General features: G+C 40.8%; 14 protein-coding genes. 7 read left to right on the top strand and 7 right to left on the bottom strand.

What is annotated here, in order from left to right; genetic code table 11:
* Positions 1–40: 40 nt before the first annotated feature.
* Together L0657_RS21635 and L0657_RS21630 are read right to left on the bottom strand one after the other, a co-directional pair.
* Entirely contained in the window at positions 41–1,468 is a 1,428-nt protein-coding gene (locus L0657_RS21635; protein WP_235152852.1) for a DUF1501 domain-containing protein, read from the bottom strand.
* Positions 1,469–1,509: 41 nt separating this feature from the next.
* On the bottom strand, positions 1,510–3,870 hold the full coding sequence (locus L0657_RS21630) for a DUF1549 domain-containing protein (protein WP_235152851.1): 2,361 nt from the start codon (positions 3,868–3,870) through the stop codon (positions 1,510–1,512).
* 393 nt (positions 3,871–4,263) lie between these two features.
* Here L0657_RS21630 and L0657_RS21625 point away from each other — a divergent pair, with 393 nt between their 5' ends.
* A complete protein-coding gene (locus L0657_RS21625; RefSeq protein WP_235152850.1) occupies positions 4,264–4,944 on the top strand; it encodes a metal-dependent hydrolase in 681 nt (226 codons plus the stop codon).
* Positions 4,945–5,046: 102 nt separating this feature from the next.
* Here the strand turns inward: L0657_RS21625 and L0657_RS21620 are convergent, their stop codons facing one another.
* Positions 5,047–6,207, bottom strand: coding sequence for a DUF4105 domain-containing protein (locus L0657_RS21620; protein WP_235152849.1), 1,161 nt, complete (start codon positions 6,205–6,207; stop codon positions 5,047–5,049).
* A gap of 345 nt (positions 6,208–6,552) precedes the next feature.
* On the opposite strand from L0657_RS21620, the gene L0657_RS21615 reads away from it, so the two are divergent.
* Entirely contained in the window at positions 6,553–7,026 is a 474-nt protein-coding gene (locus L0657_RS21615; protein ID WP_235152848.1) for a hypothetical protein, read from the top strand.
* Positions 7,027–7,082: 56 nt separating this feature from the next.
* On the opposite strand, the gene L0657_RS21610 is transcribed toward L0657_RS21615, so the two are convergent.
* Together L0657_RS21610 and L0657_RS21605 are read right to left on the bottom strand one after the other, a co-directional pair.
* Positions 7,083–7,760 carry a tryptophan-rich sensory protein gene (locus tag L0657_RS21610; protein WP_235152847.1) on the bottom strand — a complete coding sequence of 226 codons (678 nt, stop codon included), beginning with the start codon at positions 7,758–7,760 and terminating at the stop codon, positions 7,083–7,085.
* Positions 7,761–7,909: 149 nt separating this feature from the next.
* Positions 7,910–11,143 carry a PAS domain-containing protein gene (locus tag L0657_RS21605; protein WP_235152846.1) on the bottom strand — a complete coding sequence of 1,078 codons (3,234 nt, stop codon included), beginning with the start codon at positions 11,141–11,143 and terminating at the stop codon, positions 7,910–7,912.
* A gap of 328 nt (positions 11,144–11,471) precedes the next feature.
* Between L0657_RS21605 and L0657_RS21600 the strand changes: the two genes are divergently transcribed.
* Complete coding sequence (locus tag L0657_RS21600; protein WP_235152845.1) at positions 11,472–12,350, top strand: sugar phosphate isomerase/epimerase; 879 nt, start codon at positions 11,472–11,474, stop codon at positions 12,348–12,350.
* Positions 12,351–12,520: 170 nt separating this feature from the next.
* Here the strand turns inward: L0657_RS21600 and L0657_RS21595 are convergent, their stop codons facing one another.
* A complete protein-coding gene (locus tag L0657_RS21595) occupies positions 12,521–13,273 on the bottom strand; it encodes a LytTR family DNA-binding domain-containing protein (protein WP_235152844.1) in 753 nt (250 codons plus the stop codon).
* Positions 13,274–14,150: 877 nt separating this feature from the next.
* On the opposite strand from L0657_RS21595, the gene L0657_RS21590 reads away from it, so the two are divergent.
* From L0657_RS21590 to L0657_RS21575, 4 genes are all read left to right on the top strand, one after another.
* A complete protein-coding gene (locus tag L0657_RS21590) occupies positions 14,151–14,375 on the top strand; it encodes a hypothetical protein (protein ID WP_235152843.1) in 225 nt (74 codons plus the stop codon).
* 631 nt (positions 14,376–15,006) lie between these two features.
* Positions 15,007–15,861: a pseudouridylate synthase gene (locus tag L0657_RS21585; protein WP_235152842.1), complete on the top strand. Its 855-nt coding sequence runs from the start codon at positions 15,007–15,009 to the stop codon at positions 15,859–15,861.
* A gap of 150 nt (positions 15,862–16,011) precedes the next feature.
* The gene (locus L0657_RS21580; RefSeq protein WP_235152841.1) at positions 16,012–17,109 is read left to right on the top strand and encodes an AraC family transcriptional regulator; all 1,098 of its coding nucleotides are present in this window, start codon (positions 16,012–16,014) and stop codon (positions 17,107–17,109) included.
* 192 nt (positions 17,110–17,301) lie between these two features.
* Positions 17,302–18,654 carry a Gfo/Idh/MocA family protein gene (locus tag L0657_RS21575; protein WP_235152840.1) on the top strand — a complete coding sequence of 451 codons (1,353 nt, stop codon included), beginning with the start codon at positions 17,302–17,304 and terminating at the stop codon, positions 18,652–18,654.
* 75 nt (positions 18,655–18,729) lie between these two features.
* On the opposite strand, the gene L0657_RS21570 is transcribed toward L0657_RS21575, so the two are convergent.
* Entirely contained in the window at positions 18,730–19,944 is a 1,215-nt protein-coding gene (locus L0657_RS21570) for a S9 family peptidase (protein WP_235152839.1), read from the bottom strand.
* Positions 19,945–20,201 lie beyond the last annotated feature (257 nt).

Below are 20,201 nucleotides of genomic sequence, written 5' to 3'. Positions count from 1 at the left end.
CAAATAATTAGATTTTTATTCAAGAAAAACTCGTTTTATTTCACGATAACAATTCCAGCACAGCTTTTCCTTTCCCATCCGGCGTTGTGTAAAAGGGGCGTTTTTCGACTTCGTACTGCGTGTCTTCAGGAATGCCCAGCGCATGGTAAATGGTTTGGTGAACCTGATCTATCTTTATCGGATTTTCAATGGTTTTACATGGGCGTTCGTCAGCTGTTTTTCCATAAACAAACCCTTTTTTAATTCCGCCGCCAAACATCAGCATCGAACCGGCATCTGTGAAGTGACGATGCATCCCATAAAACTTCATGTCTGAAAGGATATCAGGCTGGCTAACCTGCTCCAAAACTTTGGCATCCGGCTTTCCTTCCACCATCATATCACGGCTGAATTCGCTGGCAAGTACGACCATGGTTCTGTCCAGCAAACCTTGCTTATCAAGGTCTCTGATTAGCTGAGCTATCGGCCCGTCTATCTGTTTTTTCATATCTGCCAGTCTCGTATTTCCGTTTTCGTGTGTGTCCCAGCCTTTGAAAGGTTCGTATTCCGTCGTTACGCTGATAAATCTTGCGCCTTGCTCGGTAAGGCGACGGGCCAGCAGACAGCCCAAGCCAAACTTTCCGGTGTTATAAATGTTGTAACTTTCCTTCGGCTCTGTACTTAAATCGAACGCTTTTGACTCCGGCGAATTAAGTAACGCATATGCCTGTTCCATGGAACGTTTCAAAGATTCTCTCTGGTAATCACTTCCAAATTCGCCAACCGGGCTGTTGTTAATCAATTCGTTATAAAGTTGATTCCTTCTTTCAAAACGCTTTGCATCCATCCCCACAGGTGGGCGAACGCTTTCCAAACCCTGACTTGGATCAGGGATAAAAAACGGTCCGAACTCATTACCAAGAAAACCCGCCGTATGAAACGCTTTCAATTCCTCGGCCTCTCCGACAGTAAAACGTTGCCCTATGTCGATGAACGCAGGAATTACAGGATTTTTAGGTCCCAATTCTTTCGCGATCCAGGAACCGAGATGGGGCGCTGCAACGGTTTGAGGCGGTTCGTAGCAAGTATGCCAATGGTACTGGTGCCGGGAATGTAAAATATGTCCCATATCCGCGGCAACATAAGAGCGGATCAGTGTTCCTTTGTCCATCACACTGCCTATGGATTGCAGGCCATCTGAAAAATGGATACCATCCAGTTTGGTCGGCATCGATTTGAACGTACTCAGAACCCGGTTTCCTTCCATCCCTTTTTCAAAAGGAGTAAAACGTTTTGGGTCGAACGTTTCCGTATGAGCCATTCCTCCCGCCATCCAAAGCAAAATAACTGTATCCGCCGAAGATTCCGAACCGGCAATTTTTTTACAACCGGATAACAATCCCGTCGCGGGAGCACCTGCGGCCAGTGCAGCCAGAGTTGCCGCGCTGGCTCTTTGTAAAAATTCTCTTCTGTTCCAGTTATTTTTCATTACAAATCAATTTAACAGGATGTATTGATAACGTAATTAAATCAATAAATAAGTTGAAATTCAGGTATCAACGCCATTGCCCAGACAAGGTCCTGAATACCTTCTTCACTTGGCGTTGGCCCGAGTATTTTTCGGGCTACTATTAACTCCTTGGGCTGCGGATCTCTGCCGAGCGCTCTCCGGTAAAGCTCGGTAACCAGCGTGTCAGATGCGGGATATCTTTTCTTCCATTCTTTCGCGCCGCGTTTTAAAGTTTCAGTAAACTTGTTTCCATTCGTGAGTTCAAGTGCCTGCAAGAGATTTGCCTGCGAAGTTCTGCTTGTGCTCACCGTTTCCCTGTTTGGCCGCCCAAGCGAGGTCAGGAATGGATCGTTTTTAACAAATCCTGCTCTGGCAAATGGAAGTTTCCTTTTAATGGTTTTGGGCAAAAGGCTATAAACGATCGCTGAATCTGCATACATCGGATTGAACGCAGAGCTGATCGCGTCGGTGAATTGCTCAGCTGTTAACCTGCGCCTGACCATACCTGTGAACTTGTAGTCGATTGCCATAATATCACCAGCTTCCTTCACAGAACTGGATGGAAGCTGATATGTTTTGGAAGTCACGATTTTAAAAATCAGCTTTTTCATATCGTACCCGTTTGCCGCAAAATCTGATGCAAGCCAATCCAGCAGGTCTTCGCTCCAAGGCATATTGTCCATCATATCAACGGGTTCAACAATTCCACGACCGAGCAGCTGTGCCCATATCCTGTTGACCGCAGTTCTGTATAACCTGCCGTCTTTTGGCTGAATAAGTAAGTCAGCAAGCTGCCGCAGTCGTTTTTCTGTGCTAGCATCGATACTGATCTCTCCAAGTTCCGGAAATAATATTCTTGTTTCTGCAATTTTACCGGTCGGTTTATCGCAACGATTAATTTCCAGTAAAGTATCTGCGAAAATATTAGCGAAGGCATAAGCATCTGCAAGTTTCCAATCGGAAATAAAACTGTCGTGACATGATGCACATTTAAGATTTAATCCAAGCAGAACCTGAGAAACATTTTGGGCAGCCTGCATTTCTGTACGCTGACTGGAATTAATGGTACCTCTCCATTTAATTCCTTTAATAAATCCTTCCGACTCTTTGGTCGGGCTGATCAGTTCTTTCACAAACCAGTTGTAAGGTTTGTTATCTGCGAGAGATGTGTAAAGCCATTTCGTGATATCAAAGCGACCTTTTGTAATATAACCAGTCCCGGAATAGTCATTGCGAAGCGCGTCATTCCAAAACGACATCCAGTGCTGCGCATAATCGTCGTTTCTGGTAAGCAATTCTTTTGCTAGCCGTTCGCGTTTATCCGGCCGGCTGTCTGCAACGAATGCTTCGATTTTTTCAGGAGGAGGTAACAGTCCAACAATATCAAGATATACACGCCTGATATAAATTCGGTCATTCACAACCGGCTTCCAGGCAATTTTATTTTTTTGAAAATAAACGTTGACAAATCTGTCAATCGGCTGAATAATATCTCCGCTTGCGGCTGGAAGTTCGGGTATTCGTGGTTCAAGTTGTGCAACGCGATAGATGCTTTTTTGTTTACCGTCAGGCCACAATGCGCCTTTTTCTATCCAAAATTTCAGGACATTGATTTCTCTTTCTGTAAGCCTTTTTCCCTTCGTTGGCATGGCTTCCTTATGGCCTTTGGGTAACGAAATTCTTCGGATCAGTTCACTTTTGTCAGGATGATCAGGAATGACAACGACGCCATCTTCTCCGCCTTTCATAATCGCTTCCTTGCTGTCAAGCCGAAGATCGCCCTTTGTTTTGGTTTCGCTGTGGCAGCTGTAACAGTTATGTGCTAGAATCGTCCGGACCTCCACATTCAGATTTTGAACCTCTTCAGGATTCAAAGCGCCTGTGTTGGTTAGTATAAAATCCGGCTCGTCGGAGCCTTTGGCTTCTACCGGGTCATCCGAATTTGGTAAAACACTAGTCAAATAATCATCGCCATGGGTAAGCATTGCGCCATAATGACCGGCAAGGGAAACGCCAAAAACTGTAACAATGAGCAACGCCCTATACAAACCGCGTTTGTTAAAACGCTGTGCGACTGCTGCAAAAACGGCCAGCAACATCGTGGCGATTCCAGACCATCTGTGAATTTCCAGATTTGTCCCCGAAGCTTCTTCCTGACCAGCCAGCATCCAGCCGAAAATGACTGCAAATACTGCGCTCCCGGCACCGACCCAGGTGAGTATGTTCGTTGCATCGCGCAATCCGGAAGATTTTCGTTTCCAGTCAATCAGTTCCAGTAATAACGCCACGCATAATAAGCCAATTGGGAAGTGGACTAGTAGCGGATGGAGCCGTCCCAAAAATTGCCACAGCCAGAAAGTTTCAGTGGATTGCAGTAACACGATATCAAATGTTGTTGTAAATGAGCGCTTTAAACAGGTTTTCGGAAATCTATTAACAATGATAAAATAAACGAACAGAACATCTGTCCTGCGCTGTCTTGGTTTAGTTCAATTTAATCCTTTTTGTTGAATAATTATTATTTTGACCAATTTTTGTAATACATTATTGCAAAAATTCAGGAGATGATTAACAGAATTGTCAACGCTACTTTTGAGTAAAATGGACGGATGGGAAAATTGTTTGGCTGGAATATTGGCCGTTCAAGCCAGTTAGATGTGAACCGAAAAAATTGATTGAACCAGTTTTTAATATTTTTGTTTTTCAGCAAGAGTTGGAGATGTTTTTGTTTTTTACTTATATACTTTACACCTGATTACCTAAAAGAGAAAAAGATGAAAATTACGTATTATGGACATTCCTGCTTTTCGGTCGTTGCAGGTGGCAAAACTATTTTGTTTGATCCTTATATCACCGGAAATGAATTAGCCAAAGATATCAATATCAGTGAGATACAGGCAGATTATATTTTCGTGTCTCACGGGCATTTTGATCATATGCTGGACGTGGTCGCCATTGCCAATAACACGGGCGCTACGGTTATAGGTAACTGGGAGATATACACTTATTTCGGGAAAGAGGGCGTGAAAAACTTGCTTCCTTTGAATCCGGGTGGAAAAGCTGTTTTTGATTTTGGAGAAGCGAAATGTTTTATTTCTCAACATTCCAGCAGTTTTCCGGATGGCAATTACGCAGGCGTTGCCAGTGGATTTGCGTTGAAGACGGCAGACGGAAATTTTTATTACAGCGGCGATACAGGACTTACCCTCGATATGACTTTAATCCCAAAATGGGCAGAATTGGATTTTGCTATTTTTCCAATTGGGGATATGCTAACGATGGGTGTTGAGGATGCCATAGAAGCTGCTGGCTTTGTGAAAACAACAAAAGTGCTCGGCGTTCATTATGACACATTTGGGTTTATAAAACTCAACAAGACAGATGCCATCGCTAAATTCGCTGAATCCGGATTGACGCTGTACTTACCCGGGATCGGAGATAGCATAGAAATTTGAATAAATAATTAGATTTTGGTTTTGATAAAATTTGTTTAGAAAATGGCTGCTGAAACGTTCGGCAGCCTTTTTTGTAATATTTAATGGTCATCATTTTTTTAATTAACTTACTCTTTTTAATAAACGATACAATGTAAGTGCACGAATGTAGAGTATTACAGGGAGTGTAAATAAATCACTGTCAAACTGTTCAGAAACAATAATCCAAAGTGGAAAGCTTATGAAAATCAAGATAATGGTGATGAGCAGGTATGGTTTGAGTAAAGAATAAAATCTTTTATTGCTGAGGAAAATTGGGACGAAGATATGCGTTGGTATAGCCCAAAGTAAATTTAAATTATTGGCAGCGGCATGATGATCCGTTGCAAACCATAGAAAGAGCAAAAGAATACCAACACCTCCAACTGTTGGAAACAGCAGATAATCTAACCATCCGGACCTTTTGTTTCTGTTAAGATCGTATTGAGAAATAACCGCGGTAAGCACCAAAAATATACCAAAAACAAGCCATGGCTGAAACAGGTTTTTTGTAGAAGCTGTCTTCTGTGAATTGTAAATTATTACTTTATCTTCTACAATTTTTGTCCCATTCAGCATGGCGTGATCAAATCCTGATTCGAGATAGTCTGGAAGATACATATATTCGAACAGAGTAAGTTTTTTATCCAAAGGCGATCCCAATAGGATATTGATGGCTAATTTTCCCCATCTCTGCTTTTGAAGGCGGTCTCCGGTAAGCATCCGGATTGTGTAACCCGACGTAGCATAAGTGTCATCAAATTTAATTTGACTGTCAAACAATTCAACAAACACATCCCGGACCTTGGTTGCGCAATTGTTATAAAAATAATCGTAACGATAAGTTGCATTCTCCGGCCTTGCGTTTTCTTGGAGATAGTCAAAAACCATTTTCTTTTGCCCGGGAGATAAATTCAAAATCTGCTCATGGACGTAGCGATTTTGGGATATATAAAAGGCTCGAAAACTGTCGAACTGATCGACTCCTAGTTTATAATAAAGCGCACCAAGCGTAAAGTTTAGATAAAACTTAGAGTCAAATTTGAAGACACCATAGTTATAAGCCAGGTCCATCCCGGAGGCCGGATCTTTGACTCTGATCGCACTATGTCCAAATGCCGAGTAAAGCTCATCCTGATCCGGCCCGCATGTTATGATTGATATTTCGGCGTCAGTAGAAAGGGAGACCTGACCGAAAACAGGTAGTTGAAGAAGCAGTAAAAACACTACAATTCTAAATGTCATGGCTTGTCATTGTCAGTTGCCAGGGAATCTGATTCAAGATAATTCTTTGGACTGAGTTATCCTGATTAATTTCTTCAAAACTCAGAATTGTTTAATACCCAACCTGTGTAACGAACATATGAAATCTATTAGAACCCGGCTATGATAACATTTTTAACTGTGCATCATCCAACGTTTCTTGATAACAAAATTGGCCAAAAGACCAGATGTTAAGTGTCTTAAAGGGGTATTTATAATCGGTATAATTCCAAATTTTTGCGCATCTCCCAAAAACATTCATATATGGATTGATTCTTTTCAGGGTCTATGTAAGTTTGATATGATTTAATTTAAATCGATATGAGCATGCAAAAGACTTTTCGGAAAACTGTTGCTTTAACTGACGCGCAGATCAAACGCCTTCAGCAATTAAGCGAGCTGGACGGAAAAGATCCGTTGATTCACGTGAGGGCCGCCATTGATCAATATCTTAAAAAGCAGAATTTTGATTTGATGTTGCCGAACCAGGAAAGTATCACTGCGAAATTTACCGGGCGGGTAGAGGATGAAAATATTACCCGGGCAATCTGGGCTTCGGGGGTGGTGGATAGATATGAATTTTCAGCGTTGGTACTACACGAGCCTACCAAACTTGGAATTGATCGGGGGCGCATATCAAAACTGTCAATATGGGATCCGATTATTAAAGAAAATTCAAAAAACTTTATCGATTCCTGTATCGTAAATTACGACCGTGGATGGGACATAAGGCCCAGCAAAATTGCTCAGCCTTATTTCGATGCGGTGAAGTCACTTCTCAACAATTCCTTTTCACTATAAAAGATCTTTGTTATTGATTTTGAGACATATCTTGGATTGTCGATCTGCACGGAGTTTTACATTATAAAAGAATTCTTCCTGTTAATAAAACCATGAATGGCAGTATTGATGAGAATAATAATGGTTGCAGAAAGTGCCGTATAGGCAACTGCTTGTGTATCATCCCAATTAGCAACTGCTACTGCCGCAAGTCCCCACGCACCAACACTGGCAGCTTCTCGAAGATTTCTCGTCCAGATTAATGCCAAATGAATTAATGCAGCTGCCGAAATCATGATGATCGTCCACGTAACTGCGGTTATTCCAAACCCATCCCATTTTATTTTAGTCAGATAGGCGGCAATGTTTGCGATGATTGCGACAGTGATCCAGCCAAAATAAATCGCAAAGGGCCACCATTCCATAGCCACTTTTTTGAACGTTATCAAGTCAAGTTCCATCCGGGTCCGAAGTACTATTGATATCAATGAGCCTAATAAAACGGCCATAATGATCACTGACAATCCAGTATAGTCATAGAGCCAGGCCAGAATCCATAAACAATTGGCTATGCAGGAAATTACAAACATCCAGCCGATTTTTGATACGACAGCCGGAGCTTGGCGCGAATTCAAAACACCTCGGCTCTGGTAGATAATAAAAGCGATCAGCAAAATATAGATCAATCCCCAGATAGAAAACGCGTATCCGGCAGGTGTAAAATAATTCTGATACTGCGCTGATACAGAAGCCATCGTGCTATTGTTAAATATGCCCGTATTTGACAGGTAATTCATTATTATCGTGATAATGAGGGCTATAATGTTCGAGATTTGAAGGGCTTTGATTTTCATTAGTTGACGATGTTGAATGATGAATTTCTCGTTTTCCAAGTTACAAAATATTAGGATGGCATTGGCAACAAAACAGAAAATGTAGATCCTTCTTGTACCTTGCTTTCGACTAAAATTGTACCGCCATGGTTAACTGCAACCTTCTCACAAATAGCCAGTCCAATACCTGTTCCGGAATATTCACTTCGTCCATGAAGACGCTGGAATAATTGAAAGATCCGCTCTGCATAAGTTTCGTCAAAGCCAATTCCATTGTCGCTGATACCAATTTTCACAAACATTTTTGTCGCTCTTGCTGGTGCAAAAGCAGGAGGTAAATCCATACCGGAAATCAACTTTGCTGTAATATTTATCTCTGGCGTGACATCGTTTTTCCTAAATTTTAATGCATTACTCAACAAGTTTTGAAACAGCTGCCCAAGCTGCGAGCGGTCACCTAGAATTTCAGGTAATTCGTCCATATTAATTACTGCTTCGCTTTCCTGAATCAATAATTCAAGGTCGGTTAATACGGATTTCATAATCCCGTTCAGATTTACAAGCTCAATGCGATCACTCTTGCTGGAAATTCTTGAAAACATCAGCAAATCCTCAATAAGATTAGACATTCTTTTTGCTGCTGTTTGCATACGCTGCAAGTAATTCACTCCATCGCCCAGCTCGGCGGCATAACGGCTGGTGATAATATTGCCGAACGACTGGATTTTTCTCAATGGTTCCTGCAAGTCGTGAGATGCAACGTAAGCAAATTGCTGTAAATTTTCGTTAGACTGAATCAGCAGGTTATTCGATTCTGACAATTCTTCATTGATGGAAACATATTCCTCATTTATTGCTGCAAGTTCTTCATTCATCGTGGCAAGTTCTTCCGTGCGCTCCTGGACTTGCAATTCGAGGGCAAGTTTAACCTGACGTTGTATGGTAACATCCTGAACTGTTCCAGTGATTTTTGACGGTCGTCCCTCATCATTTTTGAAAACTTTCCCTTGCGCGTGGACAATACGTTCGCATCCCCCGGTGTAAAGGGTGTATTCCAAATCAAACAATCCGTCAGATCCCGGACTTAGTGCTTTATCAAATTCGTCCTGAACCCTTCCCCGATCAAATGGCGAAACGGGTATATAAATTCTCTCATAGGTGATATCCTCATCCTCGCCAATACCAAACCATTGTCTTAAACGAGGTGAAAAATCAAAAGTGCAATTGATAAAATCGATTTGCCATGTTCCTAAATCCGCAAGTTCAATAGCACCACGAAGCGCATTTTCTGCTTCCTCAATGTTTCTTCGGCTGATAACCTGTTGCGTTACATCAGTTGCCACGACTAGAACTCCGGAAATTTTTCCTTCCATATCCCGTTGTGGCTGATAACAGAGATCCACGTAAATTTTCTCCATTTTCCCGTTGCGGGCCACATTCACGGGTTGTTCCGGAGCTATGAAAGGCTTACCAGTCGAGGTTACAGCGTTTATAAGAATATCGAAACCTTGTCCTTCCAATTCTGGCATCGCCTCCAACAGCGATTTTCCCACCAGCTCCTCCGGCAGTCTTCCAACCATTTCAGCATAAAACGGATTGGCCATCTTGAAAACCAGATTATCCTTGCTGATCATGGCAATGGCGACCGGAGATTGTTCAAAAAGTTCTAAAAGCTGTATCTGACTTTGTTCGACCTCCTTCTGTGCTATGACTCTTTCTGTCACATCGATGGCGATGTCGAGGATGGCGTAAACCTTTCCATCATTATCAAAAATTGGTGTGTAGGTAATATTGTAGAAATTGTGAGTCATTAACCCATTCTGAACAATATCGACCTGGGTACCGAAACTTTGATACATTTTTCCACTGGTAAATACGTCATCAAGGATTTGTAAAAATGCCTGATTTTCTAGTTCTGGCATTACTTCACGAAGCGGTTTTCCTGCTATTGCTGGTCCTTTGCCCACGATGTCGATAAAGGATTGGTTAGGCATTTCAATGACGAGATCTCTTCCAACAAAAAGACCCATTGCGGCCGGTGCTGAATCAATTACCGAACGCAGTCTGGCTTCGCTCTCAACGAGCGCTTTTTGTGCCAGAACTTCCGGAGTAACATCCAGCGACATGTCAATGATGGCGAAAACCTTTCCGTCGTCATTAAACAGCGGCTTGTACGTAATATTGAAATAGTATGTCCGAAGTTCACCATCTACAATAATATCAACTGCGGTATTGGTTGTGCTGAAAGTTTCCCCTTTGGTTAAAACATCGTCAAGAATTTGCAAAAATGGCTGGCCAATGAGTTCAGGAAAAGCCTCGCGAAGTGGTTTACCAATAACAGATGCGTCTTTTGCCCAGTAACTTATCATCGGTTCATTCGCCAGTTCAACGATCATATCCTTGCCCGTAAAAACACTGATACCCACTGGCACTTCTTCGATAAGTGACCGAAATTTTTGTTCACTCACTTCCAATTTTTTTTGCGTTTGCAGCCGTTTTGTTACGTCCACTGCGTTTATCATGATACCGGTGACACGTCCTCCTTTATTTAATACAGGAGAATATGTGAAATCATAATAATTTTCTTTGTTGACTCTGTTCTCATTTGAGAAAATTTTGATACCATCTTGCAGATAAGGCTCTCCGGTGTGGACGATATCTAACAAGTCTTGCTTTGCATATTGATATATAATTTCAGGCTGAACTTCACTTAGACTTTGCCCGATAATTGACCCATCTCTATCCCAGAGATCAAACATTTTTTTGTTTGCAAATTCAATAGTCAAATTGGGAACAGAAACCAGGGCAGCAGCAATCGGCGATTGCTCTGCCAGGATTTTGAATTTCTCCGCGTCGTCGAAATCTTCTATTTCCTTATTTTTAATTGGAAGCACCGCATTTTCATCATTTTGTCTACGAAGTGAAATAAATGTTCCTGCAACGGACAATGGCTTTCCATTAGCATTAAATAAAACATCACCCCGGCAGATAAGAGCATGGTCCGAATCACTGTCTGTAAGCGTACGAAGCGGCATTGAAAAACTGTGATTTCTTCCACTATTTGCGTTTGAACTGGTCTCAAAATCGAGGGCATCTGTTGGATTAAATAGAGCGAGAAAAGTATTGTAGGTTAGATGCTTGTCAACTGGATATGCCAGAAGAAATTTGCTGGTATCCGACAGATAGACGACATCGTTTAAAAAATCAATTTCCCAGATACCTATACCCGACGATTCAAGGATTGATTCGAAATGTTGTTTTTCATTTAAACCATTTAAACCAAATGGCCGGGATACATCTTCCATAGCTAGATTTCTTTTAGGTTTTAGATTTTCAATATTTGTGAAATAGTGTCACAAAACGGCCTGATTTGCCAATAGACCAGCAATTTAGAATTTCATGCCAGTAAATTTTAAAGTCTGAAAGTCCTTTAAGTGTTCAGTTGTTGTGTAGTTACAACCCAACAATGTGTTTTTATCACACACTGCAACCTCGAAGTATTGTTATCATTTTCCGTTTAAAAAAGCAGAAGTTAAAACAAGATTGATAGGAGGAATAACCAGAAAAATTGGAGTATATAACTGATTTCTCGTCTTTCTTTTTCAATAAGCTGACAACTAATCGATCCAGAAAATGCTTTTAGATAGAAAAACTTTTTTGAAAAACATTTCGGTACTGGCCGGCGTGAGCCTTGTTTCAGACAGTCTGTTTGCAGAATCTTTGCTCAGAGTCAAAGGTAACTTTAAGCTTGGTTTTGTAACATATCTCTGGGGGAAGGATTGGGATCTGCCGACCCTTATCAAAAATTGCACGGATACCAATATTCACGGCGTCGAGCTTAGAGTGGAACATGCACATAATGTAATGCCAGGGCTTTCCGCAACGGAAAGGGCAGAGGTGAAAAGAAAATTTTCTGATAGTCCGGTGAAGGTTATCGGTCTCGGGACTAATCAACAGTACGACTATCCTGACCAGACGAAGCTGAAATCTTCCATAGAAAAAACGAAGGAATTTATACGATTGAGCGCCGATGTTGGCGGCACAGGCGTAAAAGTCAAGCCAAATGGATTGCATAAAGAAGTCGCGGTGGAGAAAACCCTTGAACAAATTGGTACGTCATTGCATGAACTTGCCGGTTATGCAGCTGATTTTGGCCAGCAGCTGCGCCTGGAAGTGCATGGCGAGGAAACGCAGGAACTTCCTAATATCAAAAAGATTATGGAATATGCAAATCATAAAAACGCCAGAATCTGTTGGAATTGTAACCCGCAGGATTTGAATGGAAAAGGATTTCAATCAAATTTTGATCTGGTAAAACAATATTTTGGCGACACGATCCATGTCCGCGAACTGGACAGAACAGATTACCCTTACAAAGAACTTCTGTCAAATCTGGGAAAAATGAATTACACAGGCTGGGTGCTTTTAGAATGCCATACCAACCCTGACGATAAGGTCAAATCGATGATGGAACAACGTAAAGTTTTTGATCGGATGATTCTTGAAGCTTAGAAAACTTCTTCGATTTTCGGACTTTTATCAATAATCAAATTATTTCGAAAAAGTACAGAAGTGTCACCCATAATCCGTAAAACCGGACTATTTAATCCTAATCCAATGGTTATGAAAGGCGAGACTTCTGCTTTTAAAATTTGGGTCTTTTTTTAAAATCAATATGAGAATTATTTCACCCCAAGTCTGCTAAGTAAATGGTCTTTTTTAGAACGTGCAACACTAAGACTGTCTCCGTTGGACATGATGATAAAAAGTCCATCACCTTTTTTTAGTTGTCGGATATGTGCCAGGTTCACAATGCTGGAATGGTGAATCCTTTCGAAAGTCCTTGGCGGTAGCATAATTTCTGTTTCGCCCAGTGCTTTCGAAATTAAGATTTTTCGTTCGTTGGTGAGATATACATGCGTGTATGCACCTTCGGCCTTACAGTAACAGATTTCGGCTGGACTGACAAAAATATAGCCATGTCGGTCCGGCAGAGCAATTCGCTGATCGTCTTCATCAAGATCACTATTAGAAATTAAATTTACGATTCTATGATTCTCAGCATTATTGTTACGCAGCTGCTTTTCCACACGTTCAATAGCCTGCGCCAACTCTGGACCGTCAATGGGTTTCATTAAATAATCAATTGCGCTGGCCCGCATAGCCCGAAGTACAAATTGATCATATGTCGTTGTGAAAATAAGTTGGAAATCACGAGGCGCAGACATTTTGTCCAGCATTTCAAATCCATTCATCTCAGGCATCTCAACGTCGAGAAATACCAGGTCCGGATTATGTTTTTTTATTGCATCAATACCTTCCTTTCCTGACTGACAAGTAGTTATCACTTTAACCTGCGGGCAGTGTAGTTCAATGTTTTTAAGGAGGGTTTGGATACAATGTAATTCATCATCAATAATAATTGTGGAGATCATAAAGTTGGGTTAAATGTCAGGTTCACAAAGGGTCCTGATGACTTATAATATTCATCATTTTCACTGTAAATCTGATACTAAAATTGTTCCTGATTAACGAGCTGTGCGTGTTTGTCGGGCAATTTGAGACAAGTAACCTATGGACTATAAGTAGGGATTAGTTTACTCCCATCCCGGTATGCCATTACCTGTTCTATGCCGTTATAATCAATGGAGCGAATCCAAGAAAGTGGTTTGATTATTTACCGTCATTCTGGTAAAAATAACCGATTATACGTTTAAATAGAAATTCGAAAATTATTTTTTCGTGCCATATGATTCATTCGATCTCCTGGCATTTGTGCTACTTCACCAACTGTAAAGTAAAGGTTACTAACCAAACCCTAAAACCTAACAACTGTATACTGCCGGTGATATATCAAAAAATGTTTATTTGAAGATAAATTTCTCTGGTGATCCTATATAATGAATATACAAAACAGGTAGTTTTAGAACGTACAGCAATTTGTAAAAATATACAAATACTTAACATTTGAATTCGTTGAAAACCCCAACCGTTAACTCAAACCCTCAAATCGGCGTCCCAGTACTACCAACAGTATAATTTGAAAACAAATGAAATTGGCTCTGTCTATATTTGTAAACATTTAATGTAGCCCAAGGGACATCGATTAATTATAAAAATTAACCAAAGAGTACTTTTGAATTTTATCAACTAACCTACCCTCTACACCTGGCCCGGCAGTTTTTGATTTGTTCAGCCGGGCCTCGTTTGAGTTATCGGTATATCATTTACGTATAGCAAGTATGCAGCTTTTTTGAACCATTAAATGTAAGTCATTATTACACTCAACATTGAAAAACCCAACGGAAAATCATGAAGACAAACCTGGAATTAGCGGAGGAAATTAACAGACTCATGAGTCTATACATCAATGAAATTGAATCGTCTAATCTGAAACCGTTAACTGCCAACATGTACATTACGCACACGCAAAACTTTATCAGGTGGATCGAAGATGATTTTGTGCCTGGTGAGCGGGCAGGCAAAAAAACGAGTAAGGCTGTCGAAGTAAATCAGGATAATTTTGATCTGTCTTGACATAATTACTATCGTCAATTTCAAACAACGAAAAGGTAATTCGGGATACAAAAAAAGCGGTCATAATTGACCGCTAAGTAATCTGCAACAAGATGTTGGCGCTTTTGGGGGCGATCACAATCTTGTGGTCAATGACCAATCTATGCAGGGAAACCCGCTATTTGCATTGCGCTCATTCTTTTAATTCATGGAAAACAGCAAGTTGAAAATACTTGTGGCAGAGAGACCTCTACGATCCATTTGAAATGGCTCCTATAAAAGAATGAAAGAGATTACTATGCAAAGGTAAAGCAAAGAACTGAAAGAAGATTGTCTGAATTCAAAAATTTACGTTCTAAACTTAGAAAAAACTCGATATGAAAATAATCTATTTTATATCGTATTCGCACCTGAAAATAATTTATTTTATACTTTGTCAATAAAAATTTTGCTTTCATTTATAATCATTTTGCAATACCCATTGTGAATTGTAGCTTTGGTTCCACGAAGGGTTAAGTGTTTGTTTTACATTTATTTGGTCATATCATGTGAACTGAATTTTGTTGTCATTTTAATCTGTAACATAAGTACTTTCATTCACTTAATTAAGTGAGTAATTCGAACACTCATTATAAATATCATCAATATTTTTTTGACACATACTTCCAAATTTACTGATCAAATTTTTTCATCTTTCGGAAAATCGATAGGAGGGTATCCAATTCCGGAGCGCTTCACTTTTCCTTTTTCTTACGAACCCCATCCGCTAAGTCTGCTAGCAGTCGAACAATTACAGTCTTATTTGAATACGCAACAGGATTGGGAACATAACTTCGGCCTTTCCAATAGTGATGAGGCCATTATCGGAAAGATGTTTGGCGTATTAGTGGTCAAAGATGAAAATGGTGAAATTGGATATTTATCAGCTTTTTCGGGGAAAATTGCGGGTCGAAACAATCTGGAAGGATTTGTGCCGCCTATTTTTGATGGTGTAGCAGAAGGCGGCTTTTTGAACATTGGTATGTTGGAACTCTCTCAGATTAATGTAGAAATAAAAAAGCTGGAACTGCTCTCATCTTCTAAATTTGTCAAGGAAATATACGATTTGAAAGTTCATCGCAGATCTCACTCAGTATCATTACAGAACCAGATTTTTGACCAATATAATTTCCTGAACCGAAATGGCGAAACATTAAGCCTTCGGAAAATTTTTGAAAATGCTTCATACAAAAATCCACCTGCGGGAGCGGGAGAATGTGCTGCTCCGAAATTATTGCAATATGCTTTTCAGAACAAAATGACGCCACTTGCCATGGCTGAGTTCTGGTGGGGTAAGTCGCCCAAATCTGCACACTGGCAACATGGAAAATTTTATCCTGCCTGTCGTGAAAAATGCGAACCGATCCTGGGTCACATGCTTTCAGGGATAGAATTAGAGGAAAGACAGGCAAATCTGCCGAACTTATTTCCATTCGGCTTCCTCAGGAAAACTGATGGCTCAGATTGAACTATAATGACAAAACCTTAAATTCTGCTCCCTGACGAAATAGCGTTCCTATGGCATAATCGGATATTTTTCGTAATGTTGTTTATAGTTAGTCTAATTAGCGTCCATTTGGATTCTGTGGCGATAACTCGAACAGTGGTGGAGAGTCAAATGATTACGAATAAAAATGAAGCGTTCAGGGAAACGGCCGAGCCGAAACAGGAGTCTGTTCAGAGCTGGGAGTATCCTGATTTTACTTTAATGCAAAGAGATGAAATAATAGAAAATAATCTTGAATTTGACAATGATTATATTCGCGGAACGGGTAAGGAAATTCTACTTCAAGGTGTCCATTTTTGGTATGGAAAGTTTCAGGTAACTTCCAGGAAACCACTCCTTATCGACACCTCGGGTTCACACATCCAGATGAATTTTTGTTTGCAAAATGTCACAACTTATCTTTCCGAATCTTTCACGAAACCTTTCGTCCGCTTTAAGCCGTATCAGCATAATCTATTACTTCTGCCGCAACGGAAAATGACAATTCAGTGGCAGCCTAACCTGGAAAGTGAAACTTTTTCAATTAATATTTCTCCCGAGTTTTTCTTCCATAACCTTCCCGAAAATCATGCACTTTACAAACATTTTCAGGAGGGGATCAGAGAAGTTATGCCGGCTTTTTTGAGTTCAAGAAATCTTCCGGTTACCTCGCGTATGATTTCCACATTATTTGAAATATTACATTGCCAGTATATAGGTTACCATAAAATTCTGTTTGTTAAAGCGAAGGTGATTGAGCTGCTTGCTTTGCAATTTGAACAATATGAACAGCTGCCCCTGCCGGATATTACTTCTGGGTTAAAAGATGAAGATGTCCTCAAAATGCATCTGGCCAAGGAAATTCTCGTTGAAAATCTTGAAGCGCCACTTTCAATAAAAGATCTGGCACACCGGGTAGGAACCAACGAATACAGTCTGAAGAAGTACTTTAAAGAAGTTTTTGGAACTACTGTCTTTGGATACCTCCACGATTTCAGAATGGAAAAGTCCAAGCAGGAACTTGTTGCAGAAGGGTGTAAAATATCTGATGTAGCACAAAGGATGGGTTACAAACATGCCACGCATTTCACGGCCGCTTTCAAAAAATATTATGGTTTCTTGCCGAACAAAATGCGCCTTGGGTTATTAAACTTACTGCATTTTTCAGATTACGCTTTGGAGTTGCTGACCGAGATAATGGGCGAAGGGATGTTTATCGAAATGCTTTAAAAGTGGGGATTCCACTCCAATGATTATGTATAATACACACAAAATCAGTTAACTCGTTCCCGTTCTTAATGCCTCTTGTGCAAACTTTGACGCGCATAGCAGAGAGTTTACAGACGTGTTGATGCTTTGCCTTGGGAATAATGCTGGGGTATGATAATTGCCACCGCCTTGTCATAAATCAAAAACCAGATTATGAAAGAGGGAAAAGACTTACATTCATCAACAGAATTCGAAAATAATACTGAAACACCGATAACGAGAAAAGGTTTTTTATCGATGACCGGGAAATATGTCGCTGCCGGAGCAATTGGAAGCGCTGTAATTTCGGGCGGAATTTCTCCGGTTTCTGCGCAAAAAAATGAGCCGGGAAAACAAACACGCCAGCTGTCAAAACCTGATGAGCAGATTGTTTTGGACAAATGGAAATCGGAATATGATCAGGCGTCAGCGCCAGTTCCAATGCCCTTGCCGCCGGACAAAAGGGTAGGGTATGCCGTTGTAGGATTAGGACACCTGTCTCTGGAGGAGATTATTCCGGCGCTGAATATGTGTAAAAAATCTAAGTTAGTAGCGCTGGTGAGTGGCAATCCTGAAAAAATGAAAAAAGTTGCGGGTCAATATGCCATCAAACCGGATAGCTGTTACAGTTATCAAACCTACGATCAACTTAAAAATAATCCTGAGGTTGAAGTGATTTATATTGTTTTACCAAACAGTATGCACAAAGAGTTCACGATAAGAGGAGCGAAGGCAGGAAAGCACATTTTGTGTGAAAAGCCAATGGCCAATTCCAGTAAAGAGTGTCAGGAAATGATTGACGCCTGTGCCGATGCGAAAGTTAAATTAATGGTGGCTTATCGTATTCAATACCAACCGCATAATCGGAAATTGCGTGAGCTTTTGCAAAAAAAGGAATTTGGTAACACAAAAATGGTTGAGGCATCAAATTGTCAGAGCAGTGCCAATCCTGATCACTGGCGGCATAAGAAAAAATTGGCGGGCGGCGGCGCATTGCCTGATATAGGATTATATTGCCTGAACACAACACGTTTTATTTTGGGTGAGGAGCCAACTGAGGTTTTTGCATACCAGTATAGCACCCCGGGAAATCCGTTATTTACAGAAGTGGAAGAAATGGTGTCCTGGCAAATGAAATTTCCCGGCGGCGTTTTTGCAAGCTGTTCTACGCATTATAATGTACACGAAAGTCGTCGTTATCGCGTGCTCTGTGAAAAGGGATGGCTGAATTTGGATAAGGCCTACGCTTATAAAGGACAGGATTTGAGCACTGCAAAAGCAGATGGAAAACTGGAATTGCATCAAAATATTGGTATTGCAGAGGTCAACCAGTTTATGACCGAGATGGATTATTTTTCAGACTGTGTTATTAACAACAAAAAACCATTTACACCCGGAGAGGAAGGGTTGCAGGATCACATCATCATGGAAGCGATTTACCAGTCTGCAAAAGAGGGGAAACCTGTCAAAATAACAAACCTGAAAAAGCCTGTTGACTATCGTGGGCCGGAACCAGAACTTGCTTGAAATTTAAGAATTATTTAAACGAAATCCGTCGGCTGCTCCGACGGATTTCGTTTTTTATAAATGTATTATCAATCGTTAAGGCGTCAAAAGGATCCCGATCATTGTGGTTAAATAAATCTGAGCAGCTTCCCGGTGTGTCGCGGTGGAAGGCTGAATGCGGATCAAAGTTGCCGATGCTCCATTTTCTTGCAGTTTCTTCTCCGCTATCGTCGCGTTCAAAAATGGAACAAAGTCGTCACCTTCTGAATGAAATAACTGGACTGGTGCTCTGGGTTTCCAGTCGTATACATCATTTGCTTTCAGGGCTGCAATGAACTTCGTATTAGTTGAATTTTTAATTCCTGAAATGAAATCTGCTGTGTATAGTTTTGATGGGTTCAAGTCAATTTCGGCTGCCAGCGGGTTTCCTGCCGCAACTGCCGCAGCAACCTTCGCTGCGTTCACTGGTGTGATCATATCCGTCAGTGGTGCATTGATTCCGTAGATTTGATTATAGGTCAGAAGCACCCAAAGATAATAACTGGCCGCAGCAGCAGGCATATCAGTGGTCTGGCTTACAACCCATTTCGCCGTGCTGACCATATCATGAGGACCGGCAGCAGGATAACTTTTAAGCACAGGAAATTCAGATGAAGCATTCGTTTCAATTTCCTGGTGTAAGGCCATCGTGGCATAACCGCCTTCCGAATACCCAGCCAGCTGAATTTTTTTCTTTAATTTTAAACTATATTGTCCTGCAAATTCATTAGCAGCGCGAAGCATATCCAGACTTGCCCATGCTAGTGAAGCTTTGTGCTGATAAGGATGCTGGATGGTTTTGCTTTCACCAAAGCCAAGATAGTCTGGCATAACGATAAAATATCCTTTCGCCAGTGACGCTGCGGCTGTTGCGGCCACAAACGCTTCTGCATTTCCAACCGGTTTATAGTTTGAAGGTGCTTCGTCCTGCGTCGTAATTGTGCCATGTTGAAAACTCAAAACAGAAAGACTATCTGTAAAATTCTCAGAGTAAAGGACGATACCGGATGCCTGGATCGGTTTTCCATCCAGCGTTTTGGTGGTGTAGGTCAATTTGTAAACTTTCACACTGTTTTTTACAAATAAAGCCAGTGCGCTTGCTCTTAGTTTCACTTCGGCAGCGGACACATTTGCGATATTTTCAGAGCGGGTCAGATATTTTAATTCCGGATCCGGAGGCAGGTTGTGATCTTTAAAACAGCCTGTAACACAAATGGCGAGAAGCAAAAGGCAGGAAAAAGAAAGCTTTAATTTTTTGTGTAGAGGTTTCATAAGGTGGTGTAATTTAAGGAATACAGATTTTGAAAGAGCAACGGATCGCATTTGTCATTTATAAAAATAATATATTTCTACAAGCATCAGTATATAAACAAAGGTCGGGTTTTGAAGAACCTATTTAATGGTAAAAAACGAATGGCGGAATATCATAAAGTATGTTAAAGGCGGTTAGTTCCTGCGTTTTCGGGTAGGCCTTTCCATACATTTGGTGTGAGAATAATGCGCCCATAAGGCGATAGGAGGTTCATTTT

This window comes from Dyadobacter sp. CY345 (genome assembly GCF_021502725.1).
Lineage (GTDB): Bacteria > Bacteroidota > Bacteroidia > Cytophagales > Spirosomataceae > Dyadobacter.
Note: the sequence above shows the minus strand (reverse complement) of the source record. Positions and strands in the feature narration are given on the sequence as shown.

What these genes read in the sequence shown, in the direction of transcription:
- L0657_RS21595 (WP_235152844.1), bottom strand. Translation starts at nt 13,273, where the DNA reads ATGATCTCCACAATTATTATTGATGATGAATTACATTGTATCCAAACC.
- L0657_RS21610 (WP_235152847.1), bottom strand. Translation starts at nt 7,760, where the DNA reads ATGGCTTCTGTATCAGCGCAGTATCAGAATTATTTTACACCTGCCGGA.
- L0657_RS21575 (WP_235152840.1), top strand. Translation starts at nt 17,302, where the DNA reads ATGAAAGAGGGAAAAGACTTACATTCATCAACAGAATTCGAAAATAAT.
- L0657_RS21620 (WP_235152849.1), bottom strand. Translation starts at nt 6,207, where the DNA reads ATGACATTTAGAATTGTAGTGTTTTTACTGCTTCTTCAACTACCTGTT.
- L0657_RS21615 (WP_235152848.1), top strand. Translation starts at nt 6,553, where the DNA reads ATGCAAAAGACTTTTCGGAAAACTGTTGCTTTAACTGACGCGCAGATC.
- L0657_RS21605 (WP_235152846.1), bottom strand. Translation starts at nt 11,143, where the DNA reads ATGGAAGATGTATCCCGGCCATTTGGTTTAAATGGTTTAAATGAAAAA.
- L0657_RS21600 (WP_235152845.1), top strand. Translation starts at nt 11,472, where the DNA reads ATGCTTTTAGATAGAAAAACTTTTTTGAAAAACATTTCGGTACTGGCC.
- L0657_RS21570 (WP_235152839.1), bottom strand. Translation starts at nt 19,944, where the DNA reads ATGAAACCTCTACACAAAAAATTAAAGCTTTCTTTTTCCTGCCTTTTG.
- L0657_RS21625 (WP_235152850.1), top strand. Translation starts at nt 4,264, where the DNA reads ATGAAAATTACGTATTATGGACATTCCTGCTTTTCGGTCGTTGCAGGT.
- L0657_RS21590 (WP_235152843.1), top strand. Translation starts at nt 14,151, where the DNA reads ATGAAGACAAACCTGGAATTAGCGGAGGAAATTAACAGACTCATGAGT.
- L0657_RS21635 (WP_235152852.1), bottom strand. Translation starts at nt 1,468, where the DNA reads ATGAAAAATAACTGGAACAGAAGAGAATTTTTACAAAGAGCCAGCGCG.
- L0657_RS21580 (WP_235152841.1), top strand. Translation starts at nt 16,012, where the DNA reads ATGATTACGAATAAAAATGAAGCGTTCAGGGAAACGGCCGAGCCGAAA.